The following is a 17,020-nucleotide window of genomic DNA, read 5'->3' as shown; positions in this document are numbered from 1 at the left end:
GGCCTGTTAGGCCCGGCATGGTTATTGCCCCCAGTCATTGATGATCCGGGGGTGTTGTCACCGGGCCAACGGGCATTGGATGATCAGGGGCAGGATCGTGGGGGAGCACGATGACAGCCAGCACCGCACAACACACGAAGACTCCGCCACCGACGGCGATCGGCAGTGCAAGGCCAACCACAGCCAGCAGGCCGCCGAGCGCCGAACCGAGCGCCAGCCCGAGCAGGCTGAGCACGCGGGACACCGCGTTTACCCGTCCGCGCAGGGCGTCGGGCACGAGTCGTTGCCGGAGGGAGGTAGTGCAGATTCCCCAGACCACGGCGTGCAGGATGTAGACCGCGAGAAGCACAGCGGCAACAACTCCGTTGGTGGCGATCGACAGCGCGAACAGTGCTGCCGCCGCCGTGACGAGGCTCGCAATAATCGTGCGCCGGTAGCCCATCGTGCCAACGACTCGTGCTGTCGAGAACGAACCCACCAATCCGCCGAGCGCTGAAACAGCCAGGATCACCCCGTAACCGAGGGCGTCGAGGGCGAGGCGTTGCCCGGCGAACAGCACGAGGATCGAGAAGGGGAGCATGTAGCCCACACTGGCAAGCGCGCCGATCAGCGCCAGCCCGCCAACCGTGCGGTTGCCCGCGAGCCATCGCGCACCCTCGATCGCCTCGCGAAAAATGGGCTGGCGCAGGGTGAGGTCGGGGCTCGACCCACCGAGCCGCCGGATCGGCAGCGCCAGGGCGAGAATCCCGGCCGCAGCCCACAGCCCGCCCATGAGATACAGGGGAGCGGCGGCCAGGGCGGCAAACAGCAGTCCACCCAGCGGCGGCCCGGCGAACTCATCGGCGATCAGCTGCGCGGCTGAAATGCGACCATTGGCCCGATCCAGCTGCGTGACCGGTACGACCCCGGGCAACAGCGAAACGGATGCGTTGTCCGCCGCGCTCTCCAGCGTTCCGACGACCGCAAACGCCGCGTAGAGCAGCGGCAACGTTGCGAGGTCCAGCTGCACCGAGACGGCCAGGGCGAGTACCGCGAACCCACGGATGAGGTTCGCGCCAATCAGCAGCGTGCGCCGATCGACTCGATCGACCCATACCCCGATGGGCAGCGCGACCAGGAGCCGCACCAGGGCGTACGTCGTGGCCAGACCCGCGACCAACCGCGGATCGTCGGTGAGCGACGCCGCGAGAAGCGGCATCGAGATGAACGCGACTCCGTCAGCGAGATTCGAGGAGGCACTCGATGCCCACAGCGCTCGAAATGGGCGACCGAGCGACATAACCCGAGTCTACGCAGGGATTCACGCGGTGCGCTGCGGGCGAACCCCGGACTGAAACCGTCGCCGTTGCGATTGACTGGGCAGATGACCCACACCCTGAGGCTCGGCGCGAAGGAGAATCATGACCAGCCCTGAACTTCACGACTGGCCGGCGAGCGATCCGAAATTCCGGCGCTCGGAAGTGTCAGCGGTCGTGGGCAGCGGTGACGCGGTGTGGGAGCGCGCCGCCGGGGATGTGCTGCGCTGGCGGGTGAAGACGGCGAGGAGGCGTTCATCATGCACCGCCACGGCAACGAAGTGCATCTCACGGTGCGATCGCTGACGCGGGCGGCCCCGCAGCAGCCGTGGCGCGCCCTCTACCCACTACTTCGGGTCGCTCAACTCATCGTTCGCCGGCGTTACCTGCGTTCGCTGCGCTGATTCGTTCAGTCCGTGGGTTGCCGCAGCGTTGATCCTCTGCAGCAGCCCCACCAGAAGCGATTGCTCGTCGTCAGAAAGAATCGCGGTGATGGTTCGCTCGGTCTCGACGTGCGGGGCCAGGGCGGCGTCGATGAGCCGCTTACCGGCATCCGTCAGCGCGACCAGGGTACCGCGGCCATCGTCGGGGTTCGCCTCCCGGCTGACCAAACCTCGCGTCTGCAGTTTGTTCAGGCGCTGGGCCACCGCGCTCGTCGAGATCATCGCATCGCGGGCCAGTGCCGCCGGGGAGATCCGGTAGGGCGCACCGCTCCGCAGCAGCGTCGCGAGCACGTCGAAAGAGGATGCGTCCAGGCCGTACCGCGCAAAGGTCGCGGCCAGGCGGGACTCGACGGCCAGAGCGGTGCGACTCAAGCGGCCGATGACGGCCATCGGGGAGACATCCAGATCGGGCTTCTCGGTGCTCCACTGCTCGAGGATTCGATCGACCTGGTCTGTCATGGTTCCACACTATCAATTGCTAAGCACTTAGCTATAATAGCTAAGTGCTTAGCAATCGATTCCTTCTGTTGGCGACCACCGCCCTGGCTCCCGTTCTTTGGGGAACCACCTATCTGGCGACGACGGCGTTGCTGCCCGCGGATCGGCCGCTGCTCGCGGCATTCCTGCGCGCGCTCCCCGCAGGGCTGCTGCTCCTGGTGCTCTGCCGCCGATTGCCGCGCGGCGAATGGTGGTGGAAGTCCTGGGTGCTCGGCGTGCTCAACATCGGGGCGTTCTTCGCGCTGCTCTTCATCGCGGCCTACCGGCTCCCGGGCGGAGTGGCCGCCATCGTCGGAGGCCTGCAGCCGCTCGTGGTCGCATTGCTCGCCAGTCGCGTGCTGCACGAGAGGATGACCGGACGCGTTCTGGCGAGCGGCGCGACCGGTGCCTTCGGCGTCAGCCTCATCGTGCTCCAATCGCAGGCGAGGCTTGACGCTATCGGGATCCTGGCCGCTGTCGGCGGCACGGTCTGCATGGCCTCGGGCATTGTGCTCTCCAAGAAGTGGGGGCAGCCGGCGCCGCTGCTGGCGACGACCTCGTGGCAGCTCATCGCGGGCGGGCTCAGCCTGCTGCCCGTTTTGCTCCTGCTCGAAGGCCTTCCGACCACGCCGTTGACCGTGGCCAACCTCGCCGGCTACGCGTACCTCGCTGTGGCCGGCACGGCATTTGCCTACGTCGCCTGGTTCCACGGCATTGCGCGCCTGCCGGCGAGCACCATCGCATTCCTCGGCCTGCTGAGCCCCGTCGTGGCCATCGTGCTCGGCTGGGCGATCGCCGGAGAGTACCTTGCCCCGATTCAGATCGCGGGAATCGTCATCGTGCTCGGCTCGATCGCGGCCGTCATCGTCGCCAGGACCCCGAAACGCGGTGTCTCCCTGCATCGACCCAGGTTTGCCCGTGGCCGCGCCCGAAACGGGTGACCGCTACGGTAACCGGCGTAGCGACTGCCGATATTGGGGGCGCACATGGGATGACCCCGGGGCGGGCATCCGTTTAGTCAGTCTTTGGGCGCTTTGAGGTAGCGGCGGATGGCGAGCACGACCACCCAGGCGAGCCCGAGGAGCACGATACCGCTGCCGATGTAGCCGAACGTGGCGTTCACGCCGGTGGATTCGAGGGGAAGCAGCGCGTGCAGGTCAGTGAAACTCATTGCTTAAGCCAACCACAGTGTGGCGTGCGTGGGGTACGAAAAAGCGCCCCCGTTCCGAAATAACGAGGGCGCCTGATCAAGCGGATGCCGCTACTCGCGGGTCAGCACGAAGATGCGCAGCATTTCGACGTAGAGCCAGACGACGGTCATGATGATGCCGAACGCGCCGGTCCAGCCGTACTTGCGCGGCAGGCGGTTGTTGACGCCCTTCTGGATGAAGTCGAAGTCGAGCACGAGCGAGTACGCGGCCAGGAGCACAGCGAGCAGGCCGATGAGGATGCCGAGCTTGATGTCGAAGCCGAGAATGCTGATGCTCTGGCTGCGCATGCCGAAGGCCTGATCGGTGGCGCCGAACAGCATCATGCCGAAGTTGATCAGCGAGAACGCGGCGTAGCCGATCATGGCGACCAGGAAGATCTTGGTGGCTTTCTTCGAGGCGCGGATCTTGCCGCTCTTGAACAGGGCGAGCGTGACACCGACGACGACGAGGGTGGCGAGAACTGCCTGCATCACGACGCCCCCGTAGAGGTCCTCGAAGACGCGCGAGATGCCGCCGACGAACAGGCCCTGGGCCCCGGCGAAGGCGAGAATGAGCGGAGCGGACGGCTCCTTCTTGAAGGTGTTGACCAGACCGAGCACGAAACCGGCGATGGCACCCAGAATGAACAGGAACGGCAGCACCGGGGTAGCAACCCAGGAGATCATTGCCGCGACGAGCAGCAGCGCGAAGCCGAGGCCGGTCTTGGTGATGGTATCTTCGTAGGTCATGCGTTCGGTGTCCTGCGCACCGGCCGAGGGCCGGTTGTACATCGACTGCAGATCGTTGTCCGAGAGGGCCCGCGACGACGCCACTGCGCCGCGAGGGCCGAACGCCTCGTTGCGGGAGAAAGCGGGGTTGGAGGATGCCATGTGTTGCTGTACTCACAATCAGCTGGTGGAGTTTGGGTGCGCCTGGTGCGGCACGTACTCCACGGTACCCGAGAGCACATGCGAATGTGCAGGGGATCAGCCGATTTGCAGCATTGCAGGCGGTGGTTCGCACCCATTTCGCTTCGAGCGAATGCCGGCCCCCAGCATCCGTTCTCGCCCCGTTGTTAGCCTGAAACCATGAAACCGATCGTGATTGGCCACCGCGGGGCCAGCGGGCACCGGCCCGAGCACACCCGCAGCGCATTCGACCTCGCCTTCGGCCTCGGCGCCGACGCGGTCGAACCCGACCTCGTCGCCACCCGAGACGGGGTGCTGGTGATCCGCCACGAAAACGAGATCTCCGGCACAACGGATGTCGCCACCCGCGCCGAATTCTCCGCTCGCCGCACCGAGAAACACATCGACGGAACGCTCGTCACCGGCTGGTTCACCGAGGACTTCACCTGGGACGAACTGCGCACTCTGCGGGCCAGGGAACGACTGCCCGCCCTGCGGCAGGGCAACACCACCTTCGACGACCAACAGCCGATCCTGCGCCTGCGCGACCTGTTCGACCTGGTCGATGCCGCAGCCGAACACACCGACCGGGTGCTCGGTATCGTGGCCGAAATCAAGCACAGCAACTACTTCGCGAGCCTCGACCTGCCACTGCCCGAGCTGTTCGCTGCCGAGGTCTCCGCCGCAGGCTGGAACACCGACCGGCTCACCGTGGAGAGCTTCGAACCGAGCGTGCTCGCGCAGGTTCGGGCCCAGGGCGTGCGTGGCAAACGCATCTTTCTGCTCGAAGACCAGGGGCACCCGGCCGACCAACTCGCCGAGTACGGGGCCGGTGCGCTCAGCTACGCCGCCCACCTCACCGCTGGCGGGCTCTCGAGCCTGGCGGCGGGCCGCTCGGCCGGCGGCTCCCGCAGCAGCATGGGCTCCAGCACGGCCACGAGTGACATCGGGGTGGACGGCATCAGCGTTCCCAAGTCGCTCATCCTCAAAACGGATGACGCGGGTGACGTGATCGGGGCATCCGCTCTGGTCGATGATACGCACGCCGCCGGACTGGAGGTCTACTGCTGGACTTTGCGCCCGGAGAACAAGTTTCTGGAGACAGCCTTTCAGAGCGGCACCCGAAAGGCTGATTTCGGCCACTGGCAGTCCGAGTTTCGCCTTATTTTCGACTCGGGCGTCGACGGGGTGTTCGCCGACCACCCCGATCTGGCCGTGCACGTGCGCGACGAGCGGCGCTGACCCGTGGGCGTCATCCCGGCCTCGTGTCAGGGGCCTCGCCTACACTGGAAACCGACATGACCACACCTCTGAACGCGGAATCCGCACCCGTCACCACCGGCCGCTCGGCCACGCCGATCATTCTCGATTCCAATGGGTATGCCGGCCCGGGCGGTACGCAGGAGAGTCCCTTGCTTGACGGGCTCAACCCGCAGCAGAAAGAGGCCGTGGAATACCGCGGCCAGGCCTTGCTCATCATCGCTGGCGCCGGGTCGGGCAAGACCAGCGTGCTCACCCGTCGCGTCGCGAGCCTGCTCGAAACCCGCGATGCCTGGCCGAGCCAGATTCTCGCGATTACCTTTACCAATAAGGCCGCCGCCGAGATGCGCGAGCGGGTGCACGCCATCCTCGGGCAGGGCTCAGACGGCATGTGGATCAGCACCTTCCACTCCTCCTGCGTGCGCATCCTGCGCCGCGAAGCCGAAAAGATCGGCCTGTCCAGCACGTTCAGCATCTACGACTCGGCCGACACCAAGGTCACGCTCAAACGCATCATCAAGGGCCTCGACGCCGATACCTACGGATTCACGCCGGGGTCAGCGGGCGCCAAGATCTCCAAGCTGAAGAACGAGCTCGCCGATGCCGATTCCTATGCGCGCAACGCCAACATGAGCGACCCGCAGGAGGTCATGTTCGTCGAGATTTTTCGGCAGTACCAGGCCCGACTGCGCGCAGCGAGCGCGCTCGACTTCGACGACCTCATCGGCGAGACGGTCTACCTGTTCCGTGCTTTTCCCAAGGTCGCCGCGCTCTACCGGCGCCGTTTTCGGCACCTGCTGGTCGACGAATACCAGGACACCAACCACGCCCAGTACGCCCTCGTGCACGAGCTCACCCGACCGGTCACGCCCGAGCTCGCCCAGGAGATGGAAGACGACGGCGTGCACGTGCGCAACCTGCGCGACGCGTCCGGCGCCATCCCCGGGGCGTCACTCACCGTGGTCGGCGACTCCGACCAATCGATCTACGCCTTCCGTGGCGCCGACACCCGCAACATCAGCGGGTTCGAGCGGGACTACCCGGGAGCGAAAGTGATTCTGCTCGAGCAGAACTACCGGTCGACCCAGAACATTCTCTCGGCGGCGAACGCCGTGATCGGCCACAACTTCGACCGTACAGACAAGAAATTGTGGAGCGCCGGCGGCGACGGCGAGAAGATCGTCGGCTTCACCGCCTACTCCGGGCACGACGAAGCCCAGTTCGTCTCCGACGAAATCCAGGTGCTGCACGCGGCCGGCATGGCCTACCGAGACATGGCCGTGTTCTACCGCACCAACGCCCAGACCCGAGCGCTCGAAGAAATCCTGGTGCGCTCCGCGACCCCCTACCGGGTGGTCGGCGGCACCAAGTTCTACGAGCGGGCCGAGATCAAGGACGCCCTGGCCTACCTCATCGCCGTCGCCAACCCGGTCGACGAACTCGCCCTGCGCCGCATCCTCAACACCCCGAAGCGCGGCATCGGCCCGGCCACCGAAACCGGTCTGTCGAGCTTCGCCGACGACAACGAACTCACCTTTCGGCAGGCCATGCGCAATTCCGCCGCGCTCGGCCTCGGCCCCAAGGTGACCGGCGCCATCCTCAAACTTGCCGAACTGCTCGATGCCGCCGCGCTCATGCTGGTACCGACCTCGATCACCGACGACGGCGTGCCGGTCGGCGGTGCCAACGTCTCCGAAGTGCTCGAATTTCTGTTGAACGGCAGCGGGCTGCTCGCCGGCTTACGAAACAGTCGCGATCCGCAAGACGAGGTGCGCGCCGAGAACATCGAAGAGCTCGTGGCCCAGACCAAGGACTTCAACAAGGAGAACCCCGACGGCGGTCTCGTCGACTTTCTCACCCAGGTGTCACTCGTGGCCGCCGCCGACGACCTCGACGATGCCTCGGGAACCGTATCCCTGATGACCCTGCACACCGCGAAGGGCCTCGAATACGAGGCAGTGTTCCTCACCGGAGTGGAAGAGGGGCTGCTTCCGCACCAGATGTCGGCGAACGAGCCCGGCGGCCCGGCCGAGGAACGGCGCCTGTTCTACGTGGGCATCACCCGCGCCCGCAAACGGCTTTACCTCTCCCTCGCCATGACCCGCGCTCAGTTCGGCGACATCAACGTGGCCATGCCGAGTCGATACCTACAGGAGATTCCGGCCGACCTGATCGACTGGAAGCAGTCGCCGGGTATGGCCAATTCCCGTGGTGGCACCCAGCCGCGAGCCCTCAATGCGCGACGCGACGGTGGCTTCGGTGGGTTCGGTAATTCACTGGGCACCGGCTCTAACGATGGTTACGGCGGGCGCAGCAGCTACGGCACCAGCAAGCAACCGGTCGGCCTGCCGCCCGGCAAGCCGAAGACGGAGTGGGCGAACAAGATCACCGGAACGGTGCGCGACAACGGTGGCCTCGAGCTTCAGGCGGGTGACCGCATTCGCCACCACGACTTCGGCGAGGGCCGAGTCAACCAGGTCACCGGTGAAGGTACCAAGCGCATCGCGCACGTGCAGTTCGACACTGCGGGCGCCAAAAAGCTGTTGATCAAGATCGCCCCGATCGAAAAGATCTAGCGTGCACCCCGTTCAACCCGCGCCAGGGCCGGAACCGGGCCAGCCCGAATCCCTGCGCCAGCCCGATTCCTTGAGGCAGTAGGCGCTCAACCTGCGCTCCTTCCAGTTCGAGGTCGCTCGACTGGGCAGCGTCTTCGCCCTGGTGATCGTGCTGCTCGCGCGGGCGAGAGTCCGGCTGAAAAACAGGCATTGACGACACACAGACTGTTCACAGGTTATCGATAGCTGTTCGATGGCCCCCCGGTCGATGCTCTACTCATGAGCCTCGACACGCGCACCAACCGAACCGGCCAGGCGCCCACACGCCGCACCCGTACGGCGTTGCAGCACCCCGCGTACCAGAAGCGGATGCGCCTCGCCGACAGCCTGCAGATCCTCTGCGTGGCGTCGGTCGCCATCGTCATCGCCATCTTTCTCGCCGACGGGGGAGCAGCCAAGTTCTCCGCTCCGGCCGACGCTTTCACCTCGCTCGGAATCGTCGCCGGACTGGTCGGAACCGACCTGCTGCTCGTGATGCTCGTGCTGGCCGCGCGGCTGCCCCCGATCGACCGCGCTTTCGGACACGACCAGGCCATGGCCGTGCACCAGTCGCTCGGCAAGCCCGCCCTCTATCTCATCCTCGGCCACGCGGCGCTGCTCATCACCGGCTATGCCCTCGCCGAAAACGTGAACGTGTTCGTCGAGGTCTGGAACATGTTCACGACCCTGCCCGATATGCCGCTCGCCTTCCTCGGCCTCGCTCTCATGCTCGGTGTCGTGATCACCTCGCTCGTGGTCGTGCGCCGTAAATTTCGCTACGAGGCCTGGCACGCAGTGCACCTGCTCGCCTACCTCTCGGTGCTGGTCGCCATCCCGCACCAGCTGAGCGTCGGCAACCTGCTCAGCGAGGGGGCTATTGCCCGCTACTACTGGCTCGCCCTCTACGTGGCGGTCGCCGGCTCCATCATCGTGTTTCGCTTTCTACTGCCGGTCACCCGGTCGTTGCGCCATCGCCTCGTGGTTGACCGGGTCGACGCCATCGCTCCGGGCGTGGTCTCCATCACACTGACCGGCCGGCAGCTGGACAAACTCCGGGCGACCTCCGGGCAGTTCTTCGTCTGGCGGGTCTGGTCCCACGGACTCTGGTGGCAGGCGCACCCCTTCTCCCTGTCGTCAGCGCCGAGCGAGCGCGGACTGCGCATCACGGTGCGCAGTCTCGGCGATGCCTCCCAGCAGCTTCCCCAGCTGAAGCGCGGCACCCGAGTGAGCTTCGAAGGCCCGTACGGGCTCTTCACCGAGAACGCTCGCACGTCGCCCCGCGTCGTCTTGATCGCCGCCGGCATCGGCGTCGCCCCCATCCGCTCGCTGCTGGAAACGGTATCGTTCGCGCCGGGCAACGCCACCGTGCTGCTGCGCTCGCACAGCCTCGGCGACACTTACCTGGTCGACGAGCTGACCGACCTGTGCCGGGTGCGCGGCGCTGAACTGCGCATCATCGCCGGCAAACGTCCCAAGGGAGTGAGCACCTGGCTGCCAGCGGATGCCGCCCGCGCCGGCATCACCCTGCGCAAGATCGTGCCCGAACTGCTCCACTGCGATATCTACATCTGCGGTCCCCGCCCGTGGACCGACGCCGTTGTGCGAGACGCCCGCGCCGGCGGGGTCCCCAAGAAGCAGATCCACTACGAAAGGTTTGACTGGTGAGAGCACGTGCCGTAGCACTGGCCGCACTGGCCTCCGTCTCGATCGTCGGCATCGGCTGGCAGCTCGGCTCGCAGGCTATCGACGCCTCGCAGAGCCTGACCGCAGCCACCGGTACCGGCTCAGCTGCCGCCGCCGCCTCGGCCGCAACGGATGCCGCCGCCCAGGCCGCAGCGACCGCGAAAGCGGCCGCCGACGCTGCGGCCACCGCCCAAGCCCAGGCCGATGCCGCCAACACCGCTGCCTCGACGAAGGCAGCAGCGGATGCGGCGGCAGCAGCAACAGCCGCGGCCGACGCAGCTGCGGCTGCCAACGCGGTTGCAGTCACCGCGGCGACCGCATCGTCGCAATCGGGAACCTTCACCGGCTCGGTCGTCGCCACCCAGTTCGGCAACATGCAGGTGTCCGTGACGATCGCCAACGGGGCGATCACCGAGGTCACTCCGCTGCAGCTGACCAACCGTGGCGGCCGATCGGTTGCCATCAGCAACCAGGCCGCGCCGATCTTGCGCTCCGAGGTGCTCGCGGCCCAATCCGCGAGCGTGCAAAACGTGAGTGGCGCCACCTACACGACCCAGGGCTACCTGCGGTCGCTGCAGTCGGCCCTCGATACGGCCGGGTTCTAGGTGCCTGCCGTGCGCCGCGACTCTGAGCGGATGCCCGCGCTCACCTTTGCAACGATGGGCACCGTCGTCAGTTTGCGACTCGGCGATTTCGCTGCCGATACCGCTGCCGGTGACCTGGTCGAGACAGTGTTTCGGCGCTGGGATCAGCAATTCAGCCTCTACCGAGACGACTCGGAGCTGTCTCGGGTCGCGCGCGGGGACATCCGTTTGACCGACGCGAGTGAGAGCCTGCGCAACTGTTACGCCCTCGCGCTGGACTGGCGGGATCGCACCCGGGGCGTATTCACTCCGCATCGTGCGGATGGCGTGATCGACCTGTCCGGGGTGGTCAAGGCGCTCGCCATCGCCGAAGCCGGGGCGGCCCTGATCGCGAGCGGCTTCGCCGACTGGTCGATCAATGCCGGCGGTGACGTGCTGGTCAGTGGTCAGCCGGGCGAACGATTTGAGGCGTGGGAGTCCGCCGACAGTGCGATGCCGACCGGGCATCGAGTGGCGGCGCCGGCCGCGGCGACCGAGCACCTCGAATGGGTCGTGGCGATCGTCAATCCATTCGATCGGGGTGACGTGATTGCGAGCGTGCCGCTGCGGCATCCGCTTCGAGCCGTGGCCACCTCGGGCAGCGCGGAACGCGGAGAGCACATCTGGACGGCGTTGAACGGTGAGCCGTCGCCGTTTCGCCAGGTGAGCGTTTTTGCCGCCGATATCGTCACGGCCGACGTGCTCGCGACGGCGATCGTGGCTGGCGGCGAGGCGACGCTGAACGAAATGACCGAGCGCTTTCCCATCGATGTTCTCGCCGTGTTGCGTGACGGCCAGTTGCTCGCGACGCCGGGGCTGCGCCGGGCCGAATAGGTCATTTCAGACTGCCCGGACAGTTTGTACCTGGCGCTTGATCGACCGCAGCTTCGACCTCGATCTGGATCCAGACGCCTACGCCGATCTCGACTTCGACAACGACGACCGGTACTGATCAGCTGTTCGGTCGTGGCTGACCGGTCGTGCTTGGTCAGTCGTGCTTGGTCAGTCGTGATCGAGCAGGCGGTGGTCGGGGTCGAGGGTGCCGAGCAGTCGACCGCAGATCTCGCTGAGCTGGCCGACCTGGCGGGCGGTGAGCGGGTCGAACACCACGGTGCGCACCTCATCGACGTGGCCGGGAGCGCTGGCGACGACCTTCTGCCAGCCCGTTTCGGTGAGGCGGGCCAGGGAGGCGCGGGCATCCGCTTGCGAGGCACAGCGGGTGAGGTAGCCCTGCGTTTCCAGGCGGGTGAGCACGTGCGAGAGCCGGGAGAGTGAGGCGTTGGTGCGTGAGGCGAGTTCACTGAGCGGCAACGAGTGTTCGTCGTTCTCGGAGATCATGGCGAGCACGTAGTACTCGAAGTGGCTGAGGCCGGCGTCACGTTTCAGCTCGGACTCCAGGCGGGCCGGGAGCAGCATCGTGACCGCCATCAGGCGCAGCCAGGCGATGCGCTCGTCCTCGGTGAGCCAGCGCGGCTCCGGGGTGCGTTGGGGAGGGGAAGTCATAACAGACAATCTACCAGTTGACTTGACGTTTCAACTAAAAAGCCCTAGGTTTTAGTTGTTGCTTCAAGTAAGTAACATCCACATCGTGAACACGACCAACAGGCCTCACCCCCCCAATAGAAAGAGAATTCCCATGACTGACATCGTTATCATCGGCAGCGGCAACATGGCTCGCGGCATCGGAACCCGTGCAGTGGCGGCCGGCCGCAGCGTGCAGATTCTCGGCCAAGACCTGGCCAAGGCGGCGGCGCTCGCTGCCGAACTCGGGGCATCCGTAACCAGCGGCCCGGTCGACTTCGCTGCTGTCGACGGCGACATCGTCGTGCTCGCCGTTCCCTACGATGCGGCCCGCGCCCTTGTGACCGGCTATGGGGCCGCACTCGCCGGCAAGACCGTGATCGACATCACCAACCCGGTCGACTTCACGACCTTCGACTCCCTCACCGTCGCCCCCGGCACCTCAGCGGCCGAAGAACTCGCCAAGCTCGCCGCCGACGGCGTCAACATCGTCAAGGCCTTCAACACGACCTTCGCCGGCACGCTCGTCACCGGGTCGGTCTCCGGCCAGCCGCTCGACGTGTTCGTCGCGAGTGACTCCGACACGGCCAAAGCCGCCGTCGAGTCGTTCGTCATCGACGCCGGACTCAACCCCATCGATGTCGGCCCGCTGCGTCGCGCCCGCGAGCTCGAGGGCTTCCAACTGCTCATCATGACCCTGCAGGTCAACCCGGCACACGCCTCGTACAACTGGAACACCGGCCTCAAGGTACTCGCCTAGGCGCAGATCCGGCTGGGCGCCGCCCGCCCGCCCAGGAGGCGGCGTACAATACCCTAGGCTCGCAGCATGACCCTGACCGACGAACGGATGCGTCGGCCAGCGACGCTCGCCCGCAGTCTGCTCGTGGCGGTCGGCGCCGGGATCGCGACCGGGCTGCTGGCCCGCGCGCTGTATGCAGTGCTGCCGGAGCCGTGGACCACGCTCGCCAACACCAGCGCGCTGTGGGGCCTGCTTCCGTTCACCGTTGCAGCGCTGACCCGAACCCGCGGGTCGCGCGCGATCCTGCTTGGCGTGACCGCGCTGGCGGCGATGGTCGCAACCTGGGCCGTGCTCGGCCCGGAGTCGCAGCCACCCCGCGTGCTCGTGCTGTGGGGGATCGTCGCCATCGGCGCCGGCGCGCTGTGTGGGCTGGCGGGTGACCTGGCCGGTCGACGGCATCCGATCGCGCACCGATTGGGTTTGGCCGTGATGAGCGGGCTCGTCCTCGGCGAGGCGTTCTACGGCGCGCTGCTGATCGGCGGCCCGCAGTGGTGGGGCGAGGGCGCCCTGGGCCTGCTCCTGGCTCTCGGCGGAGGTCGCCGCTGGCCAGACCGGGCAGTGGCGCTCGCGCTGGCCGCTCTGATGGCGGCCAGCCTGTTCGGCGTCTACCTGCTCTTTGACGCAATCGCCGCCGGCTAGAACCGTTGCGGCCGACAGACTAGGCGGGGGTCGGCATCCGCTGGCGAGAGGCGCGCTGCACGAGCGCGGCGATGGCCCGCCAGCCGAGCAGGAACACGCCGAGCACAATAGTCGTGACGATCGCGAAACTGAGCTGCACGCCCTGGCCGCTGGCCAGGCGCAGCAGCAGGCCGCCGGCCACGGTGGCGATCCAGATGCCGATGCCGGTCCAGACGATCGTGCGTGGGTGACGCCAGGCACGCAGCACCAGCCAGCCGATGATCAGACCGCCGAGGAACGGCCAGTAGGTCACGCCGATGCCGGCCAGGCTTTCGCCGTGGCTGAGACGGCCGATCGCGGCGAAGGCCAGAACGAGGACCGCGTCGAGCACGCCAGCGGTGCGGATTGATGATCGAGGAATGGGGCCAGCGCCGATGTGCAGTGATGCCATATTTTCAGCCTATCCACGCGATGAGGGCGTAACCCGGAGTTGCCTGTGAGCCATCGTCTTAGATGCCGCCGCCGATCAGCGCACCGATGACATAGGTCACCGCGAGGGCGAGAATGCCGCCGATGACGATGCGGGCGATGGCGCGCGGCTTGGGGCTGTTGCCGAGGTGGGCGCTGAGCCAGCCGGTAATGACGAGGGCCACCAGCACCGCAAAGAAAGTGGCTCCGATGCGCCACTCGGCCGGTGGCAGCAGCACGGCGAGCAGGGGCAGTGCAGCGCCGACGGTGAATGCGATAGCGGATGCGTACGCCGCGTGCCAGGGATTCGACACATCCTGCTCGGTGATGTGCAGCTCGACTTCGAGGTGCGCGGCGAGGGCGTCATGCTCGGTGAGCTCGATTGCCACCTGTTGGGCGGTCTGGCTGGAGAGCCCCTTGGCCTCGTAGAATCCGGCCAGTTCGGCGAGTTCCTCGTCGGGCTCGTTCTCGAGTTCCCAGGTTTCTTTGGCGATGAGGGCGCGTTCGGAGTCGCGCTGGCTGCTCACCGACACATACTCGCCGAGGGCCATCGAAATAGCGCCGGCGAGCAGGCTCGCGACACCGGCGATGAGAATCACATTGGAATCGGTGGTCGCGGCGGCGACTCCGACGACGAGGGCGGCGACGGAGACGATGCCGTCATTCGCGCCCAGAACACCGGCGCGCAGCCAGTTCAGCCGGGAGGCGAGCCCGGCGGCGTGCGGTTCCACCGCTTGAGCAAGATCAGTCATAGCACTAGATAAGCACTCAGTGGCGGCGTCGTCCAGCAAGGTGTGGCTAGCCTTCGCGCTGGCATTTTGTGGCGGCACAGCGCCGTTTCGGGCGCCTCTTGTGTGCGCCGTGACGTTCAATTCACGCGATAGAGTTTCCAAGGGCCAGTTTGTCTTGATGTCGAGCTAATTTACGGCCGGACTGCTGTTACCAACAACCTCATATATCTTCACCGGCGGTGTGATCGCCAAGACGCGGATTGGAAGAGCAGCGTGGATCTTTACGAGTACCAAGCGAGAGACCTCTTTGAGGAATATGGTGTGCCGGTTCTGCCGGGCATCATCGCGGACACCCCCGCCGAAGTACGTGCAGCGGCCGAGGAGCTCGGTGGCGTTGTCGTCGTCAAGGCACAGGTCAAGGTTGGCGGCCGCGGCAAGGCCGGCGGCGTCAAGGTAGCTAAGACTCCGGATGACGCCGAGGCCGCTGGCCGCGACATTCTGGGCCTGGACATCAAGGGCCACACCGTTCACCGCGTCATGGTGGCCGGCGGCGCCCGCATCAAGGCGGAGTTTTACTTCTCCGTGCTGCTGGACCGGTCCAACCGGTCCTACCTGTCGCTCGCCAGCTACGAGGGTGGCGTGGAGATCGAAGTTCTCGCTGTCGAGAAGCCCGAAGCGCTCGCCTACACGGCGGTCGACCCGATGGTCGGCATCGACCTCGCCGTTGCGAAGCAGATCGCGATCGACGCCAAGTTCCCGGCCGAGCTCGTCGACAAGGTCGCTCCGGTCTTCGTCAAGCTGTACAACGTATTCAAGGGTGAAGACGCGACCCTGGTCGAGGTCAACCCGCTCGTCCTTACCGAAGAGGGCGACATCATCGCGCTCGACGGCAAGGTCACGATCGACGAGAACGCCGACTTCCGTCACCCCAAGCATGCCCTCCTCGAGGATGCCGCTGCGGCTGACCCCCTCGAAGCCAAGGCCAAGGCTGCCGGCCTCAACTACGTGAAGCTCGACGGTGAAGTCGGCATCATCGGCAACGGCGCTGGACTGGTCATGAGTACCCTCGACGTCGTCGCCTACGCCGGCGAGAACTTCGGCAGCGTCAAGCCGGCCAACTTCCTCGACATCGGGGGCGGAGCATCCGCTGAGGTCATGGCCGCCGGCCTCGACGTCATTCTCGGTGATCCGCAGGTCAAGAGCGTGTTCGTCAACGTCTTCGGCGGTATCACAGCGTGTGACGCCGTCGCCAAGGGCATCGTGGGCGCGCTCGCCGAGCTCGGTTCGAGCGCCAACAAGCCGCTCGTGGTGCGCCTCGACGGCAACAACGTCGAGGAGGGTCGTCGCATCCTCTCCGAGGCGAACCACCCGCTCGTAACACTGGCCGCCACCATGGACGAGGGCGCCGCCAAGGCCGCCGAACTCGCCCACGCAGCGAAGTAAGGGACAACTCAGAATGTCAATCTTCCTCAACAAGGACTCCAAGGTCATCGTTCAGGGCATCACCGGAGGTGAGGGCTCCAAGCACACCGCCCTCATGCTCAAGGCCGGTACCCAGGTCGTCGGTGGCGTCAACGCTCGCAAGGCCGGCAGCGTTGTCGTGCACGGCGACGTTGAACTCCCCGTCTTCGGCACCGTCAAAGAAGCCATCGAGAAGACCGGCGCCGACGTCTCCATCGTCTTCGTACCGCCGGTGTTCACCAAGGACGCCGTCATCGAAGCGATCGACGCCGAGATTCCGCTGCTCGTCATCATCACCGAGGGTGTTCCGGTGCAGGACTCGGCCGAGTTCTGGGCCTACGCCATCAAAAAGGGCAACAAGACCCGCATCATCGGCCCGAACTGCCCCGGCATCATCACGCCCGGTGAGGCACTCGTCGGCATCACGCCGGCGAACATCACCGTCAAGGGCCCGGTCGGACTCGTCTCCAAGTCGGGCACGCTGACCTACCAGATGATGTACGAACTGCGCGACCTGGGATTCTCCACCGCGATCGGCATCGGTGGCGACCCCATCATCGGCACCACGCACATCGATGCGCTCGAAGCCTTCGAGAACGACCCGGAGACCAAGGCGATCGTCATGATCGGCGAAATCGGCGGCGACGCTGAAGAGAAGGCCGCCGAGTACATCAAGGCGCACGTCACGAAGCCGGTCATCGGCTACGTGGCCGGTTTCACCGCCCCCGAGGGTAAGACCATGGGCCACGCCGGCGCCATCGTCTCCGACGGAGCCGGAACCGCCCAGGGCAAGAAGGAGGCCCTCGAGGCCGCCGGAGTCAAGGTCGGCAAGACGCCGAGCGAGGCTGCCACCCTGCTGCGCGAGGCACTCGCCGCACTGTAGATCGCTTCAATGGGGGGCTCGCCGGAACGTCGGCGGGCCCCTCTTGCGCGCGTGGCGTTCCAATCT

At 66.2% G+C, this 17,020-nt stretch carries 19 protein-coding genes; 12 read left to right on the top strand and 7 right to left on the bottom strand.

The window, feature by feature from the left end:
* Positions 1-34: 34 nt before the first annotated feature.
* A complete protein-coding gene (locus E3T35_RS11455; RefSeq protein WP_134379175.1) occupies positions 35-1,279 on the bottom strand; it encodes an MFS transporter in 1,245 nt (414 codons plus the stop codon).
* A gap of 121 nt (positions 1,280-1,400) precedes the next feature.
* Here E3T35_RS11455 and E3T35_RS11450 point away from each other — a divergent pair, with 121 nt between their 5' ends.
* Both E3T35_RS11450 and E3T35_RS19820 read left to right on the top strand, forming a co-directional pair.
* Positions 1,401-1,601: a DUF1990 family protein gene (locus E3T35_RS11450; RefSeq protein WP_134379173.1), complete on the top strand. Its 201-nt coding sequence runs from the start codon at positions 1,401-1,403 to the stop codon at positions 1,599-1,601.
* The gene (locus E3T35_RS19820; protein WP_134379171.1) at positions 1,556-1,699 is read left to right on the top strand and encodes a hypothetical protein; all 144 of its coding nucleotides are present in this window, start codon (positions 1,556-1,558) and stop codon (positions 1,697-1,699) included. The genes E3T35_RS11450 and E3T35_RS19820 overlap by 46 nt, the downstream gene beginning before the upstream one ends.
* Here the strand turns inward: E3T35_RS19820 and E3T35_RS11440 are convergent.
* Complete coding sequence (locus E3T35_RS11440; RefSeq protein ID WP_134379169.1) at positions 1,643-2,197, bottom strand: MarR family winged helix-turn-helix transcriptional regulator; 555 nt, start codon at positions 2,195-2,197, stop codon at positions 1,643-1,645. The genes E3T35_RS19820 and E3T35_RS11440 overlap by 57 nt on opposite strands.
* A gap of 44 nt (positions 2,198-2,241) precedes the next feature.
* Between E3T35_RS11440 and E3T35_RS11435 the strand changes: the two genes are divergently transcribed.
* Complete coding sequence (locus tag E3T35_RS11435; RefSeq protein WP_134379167.1) at positions 2,242-3,156, top strand: DMT family transporter; 915 nt, start codon at positions 2,242-2,244, stop codon at positions 3,154-3,156.
* A 77-nt stretch (positions 3,157-3,233) separates the two neighbouring features.
* Here the strand turns inward: E3T35_RS11435 and E3T35_RS19295 are convergent, their stop codons facing one another.
* Both E3T35_RS19295 and E3T35_RS11430 read right to left on the bottom strand, forming a co-directional pair.
* Positions 3,234-3,386 carry a hypothetical protein gene (locus E3T35_RS19295; RefSeq protein WP_158252815.1) on the bottom strand — a complete coding sequence of 51 codons (153 nt, stop codon included), beginning with the start codon at positions 3,384-3,386 and terminating at the stop codon, positions 3,234-3,236.
* Between the two features lie 90 nt (positions 3,387-3,476).
* The gene (locus E3T35_RS11430; protein ID WP_134379165.1) at positions 3,477-4,295 is read right to left on the bottom strand and encodes a Bax inhibitor-1/YccA family protein; all 819 of its coding nucleotides are present in this window, start codon (positions 4,293-4,295) and stop codon (positions 3,477-3,479) included.
* Positions 4,296-4,493: 198 nt separating this feature from the next.
* Here E3T35_RS11430 and E3T35_RS11425 point away from each other — a divergent pair, with 198 nt between their 5' ends.
* The 5 genes from E3T35_RS11425 to E3T35_RS11405 all read left to right on the top strand — a co-directional run bounded on the left by E3T35_RS11425 (position 4,494) and on the right by E3T35_RS11405 (position 11,307).
* Positions 4,494-5,555: a glycerophosphodiester phosphodiesterase family protein gene (locus E3T35_RS11425; protein ID WP_134379163.1), complete on the top strand. Its 1,062-nt coding sequence runs from the start codon at positions 4,494-4,496 to the stop codon at positions 5,553-5,555.
* A 56-nt stretch (positions 5,556-5,611) separates the two neighbouring features.
* Positions 5,612-8,149 carry an ATP-dependent helicase gene (locus E3T35_RS11420; protein ID WP_134379161.1) on the top strand — a complete coding sequence of 846 codons (2,538 nt, stop codon included), beginning with the start codon at positions 5,612-5,614 and terminating at the stop codon, positions 8,147-8,149.
* A gap of 258 nt (positions 8,150-8,407) precedes the next feature.
* Positions 8,408-9,832, top strand: a complete 1,425-nt coding sequence (locus tag E3T35_RS11415) for a ferric reductase-like transmembrane domain-containing protein (RefSeq protein WP_241988822.1) — start codon at positions 8,408-8,410, stop codon at positions 9,830-9,832.
* On the top strand, positions 9,829-10,455 hold the full coding sequence (locus E3T35_RS19815) for an FMN-binding protein (RefSeq protein ID WP_241988821.1): 627 nt from the start codon (positions 9,829-9,831) through the stop codon (positions 10,453-10,455). The genes E3T35_RS11415 and E3T35_RS19815 overlap by 4 nt, the downstream gene beginning before the upstream one ends.
* A gap of 9 nt (positions 10,456-10,464) precedes the next feature.
* Positions 10,465-11,307: an FAD:protein FMN transferase gene (locus E3T35_RS11405; RefSeq protein ID WP_370449327.1), complete on the top strand. Its 843-nt coding sequence runs from the start codon at positions 10,465-10,467 to the stop codon at positions 11,305-11,307.
* A 168-nt stretch (positions 11,308-11,475) separates the two neighbouring features.
* Here the strand turns inward: E3T35_RS11405 and E3T35_RS11400 are convergent, their stop codons facing one another.
* Positions 11,476-11,976 carry a MarR family winged helix-turn-helix transcriptional regulator gene (locus E3T35_RS11400; protein WP_134345300.1) on the bottom strand — a complete coding sequence of 167 codons (501 nt, stop codon included), beginning with the start codon at positions 11,974-11,976 and terminating at the stop codon, positions 11,476-11,478.
* 133 nt (positions 11,977-12,109) lie between these two features.
* Between E3T35_RS11400 and E3T35_RS11395 the strand changes: the two genes are divergently transcribed.
* A complete protein-coding gene (locus tag E3T35_RS11395) occupies positions 12,110-12,754 on the top strand; it encodes an NADPH-dependent F420 reductase (RefSeq protein ID WP_134379159.1) in 645 nt (214 codons plus the stop codon).
* A 66-nt stretch (positions 12,755-12,820) separates the two neighbouring features.
* The gene (locus E3T35_RS11390) at positions 12,821-13,432 is read left to right on the top strand and encodes a DUF6518 family protein (protein WP_134345298.1); all 612 of its coding nucleotides are present in this window, start codon (positions 12,821-12,823) and stop codon (positions 13,430-13,432) included.
* Between the two features lie 19 nt (positions 13,433-13,451).
* On the opposite strand, the gene E3T35_RS11385 is transcribed toward E3T35_RS11390, so the two are convergent.
* Positions 13,452-13,862, bottom strand: a complete 411-nt coding sequence (locus E3T35_RS11385; protein ID WP_092339328.1) for a DUF3054 domain-containing protein — start codon at positions 13,860-13,862, stop codon at positions 13,452-13,454.
* Positions 13,863-13,920: 58 nt separating this feature from the next.
* On the bottom strand, positions 13,921-14,631 hold the full coding sequence (locus E3T35_RS11380) for a VIT family protein (protein ID WP_092339326.1): 711 nt from the start codon (positions 14,629-14,631) through the stop codon (positions 13,921-13,923).
* A gap of 252 nt (positions 14,632-14,883) precedes the next feature.
* Between E3T35_RS11380 and sucC the strand changes: the two genes are divergently transcribed.
* Positions 14,884-16,053, top strand: coding sequence for an ADP-forming succinate--CoA ligase subunit beta (gene sucC / locus E3T35_RS11375; protein ID WP_134379157.1), 1,170 nt, complete (start codon positions 14,884-14,886; stop codon positions 16,051-16,053).
* 13 nt (positions 16,054-16,066) lie between these two features.
* Positions 16,067-16,954, top strand: coding sequence for a succinate--CoA ligase subunit alpha (gene sucD, locus E3T35_RS11370; RefSeq protein ID WP_092339322.1), 888 nt, complete (start codon positions 16,067-16,069; stop codon positions 16,952-16,954).
* The last annotated feature ends 66 nt before the right edge of the window (positions 16,955-17,020 follow it).

This window comes from Cryobacterium sp. TMT1-2-2, from assembly GCF_004403505.1.
Lineage (GTDB): Bacteria > Actinomycetota > Actinomycetes > Actinomycetales > Microbacteriaceae > Cryobacterium > Cryobacterium flavum.
This window is presented reverse-complemented; position numbering and strand designations above follow the sequence as displayed.

What these genes read in the sequence shown, in the direction of transcription:
- E3T35_RS11420 (WP_134379161.1), top strand. Translation starts at nt 5,612, where the DNA reads ATGACCACACCTCTGAACGCGGAATCCGCACCCGTCACCACCGGCCGC.
- E3T35_RS11395 (WP_134379159.1), top strand. Translation starts at nt 12,110, where the DNA reads ATGACTGACATCGTTATCATCGGCAGCGGCAACATGGCTCGCGGCATC.
- sucD (WP_092339322.1), top strand. Translation starts at nt 16,067, where the DNA reads ATGTCAATCTTCCTCAACAAGGACTCCAAGGTCATCGTTCAGGGCATC.
- E3T35_RS11425 (WP_134379163.1), top strand. Translation starts at nt 4,494, where the DNA reads ATGAAACCGATCGTGATTGGCCACCGCGGGGCCAGCGGGCACCGGCCC.
- E3T35_RS19820 (WP_134379171.1), top strand. Translation starts at nt 1,556, where the DNA reads ATGCACCGCCACGGCAACGAAGTGCATCTCACGGTGCGATCGCTGACG.
- E3T35_RS11450 (WP_134379173.1), top strand. Translation starts at nt 1,401, where the DNA reads ATGACCAGCCCTGAACTTCACGACTGGCCGGCGAGCGATCCGAAATTC.
- E3T35_RS19295 (WP_158252815.1), bottom strand. Translation starts at nt 3,386, where the DNA reads ATGAGTTTCACTGACCTGCACGCGCTGCTTCCCCTCGAATCCACCGGC.
- E3T35_RS11455 (WP_134379175.1), bottom strand. Translation starts at nt 1,279, where the DNA reads ATGTCGCTCGGTCGCCCATTTCGAGCGCTGTGGGCATCGAGTGCCTCC.
- E3T35_RS11390 (WP_134345298.1), top strand. Translation starts at nt 12,821, where the DNA reads ATGACCCTGACCGACGAACGGATGCGTCGGCCAGCGACGCTCGCCCGC.
- E3T35_RS11380 (WP_092339326.1), bottom strand. Translation starts at nt 14,631, where the DNA reads ATGACTGATCTTGCTCAAGCGGTGGAACCGCACGCCGCCGGGCTCGCC.
- E3T35_RS11385 (WP_092339328.1), bottom strand. Translation starts at nt 13,862, where the DNA reads ATGGCATCACTGCACATCGGCGCTGGCCCCATTCCTCGATCATCAATC.
- E3T35_RS11440 (WP_134379169.1), bottom strand. Translation starts at nt 2,197, where the DNA reads ATGACAGACCAGGTCGATCGAATCCTCGAGCAGTGGAGCACCGAGAAG.
- E3T35_RS11430 (WP_134379165.1), bottom strand. Translation starts at nt 4,295, where the DNA reads ATGGCATCCTCCAACCCCGCTTTCTCCCGCAACGAGGCGTTCGGCCCT.
- E3T35_RS11400 (WP_134345300.1), bottom strand. Translation starts at nt 11,976, where the DNA reads ATGACTTCCCCTCCCCAACGCACCCCGGAGCCGCGCTGGCTCACCGAG.
- E3T35_RS11415 (WP_241988822.1), top strand. Translation starts at nt 8,408, where the DNA reads ATGAGCCTCGACACGCGCACCAACCGAACCGGCCAGGCGCCCACACGC.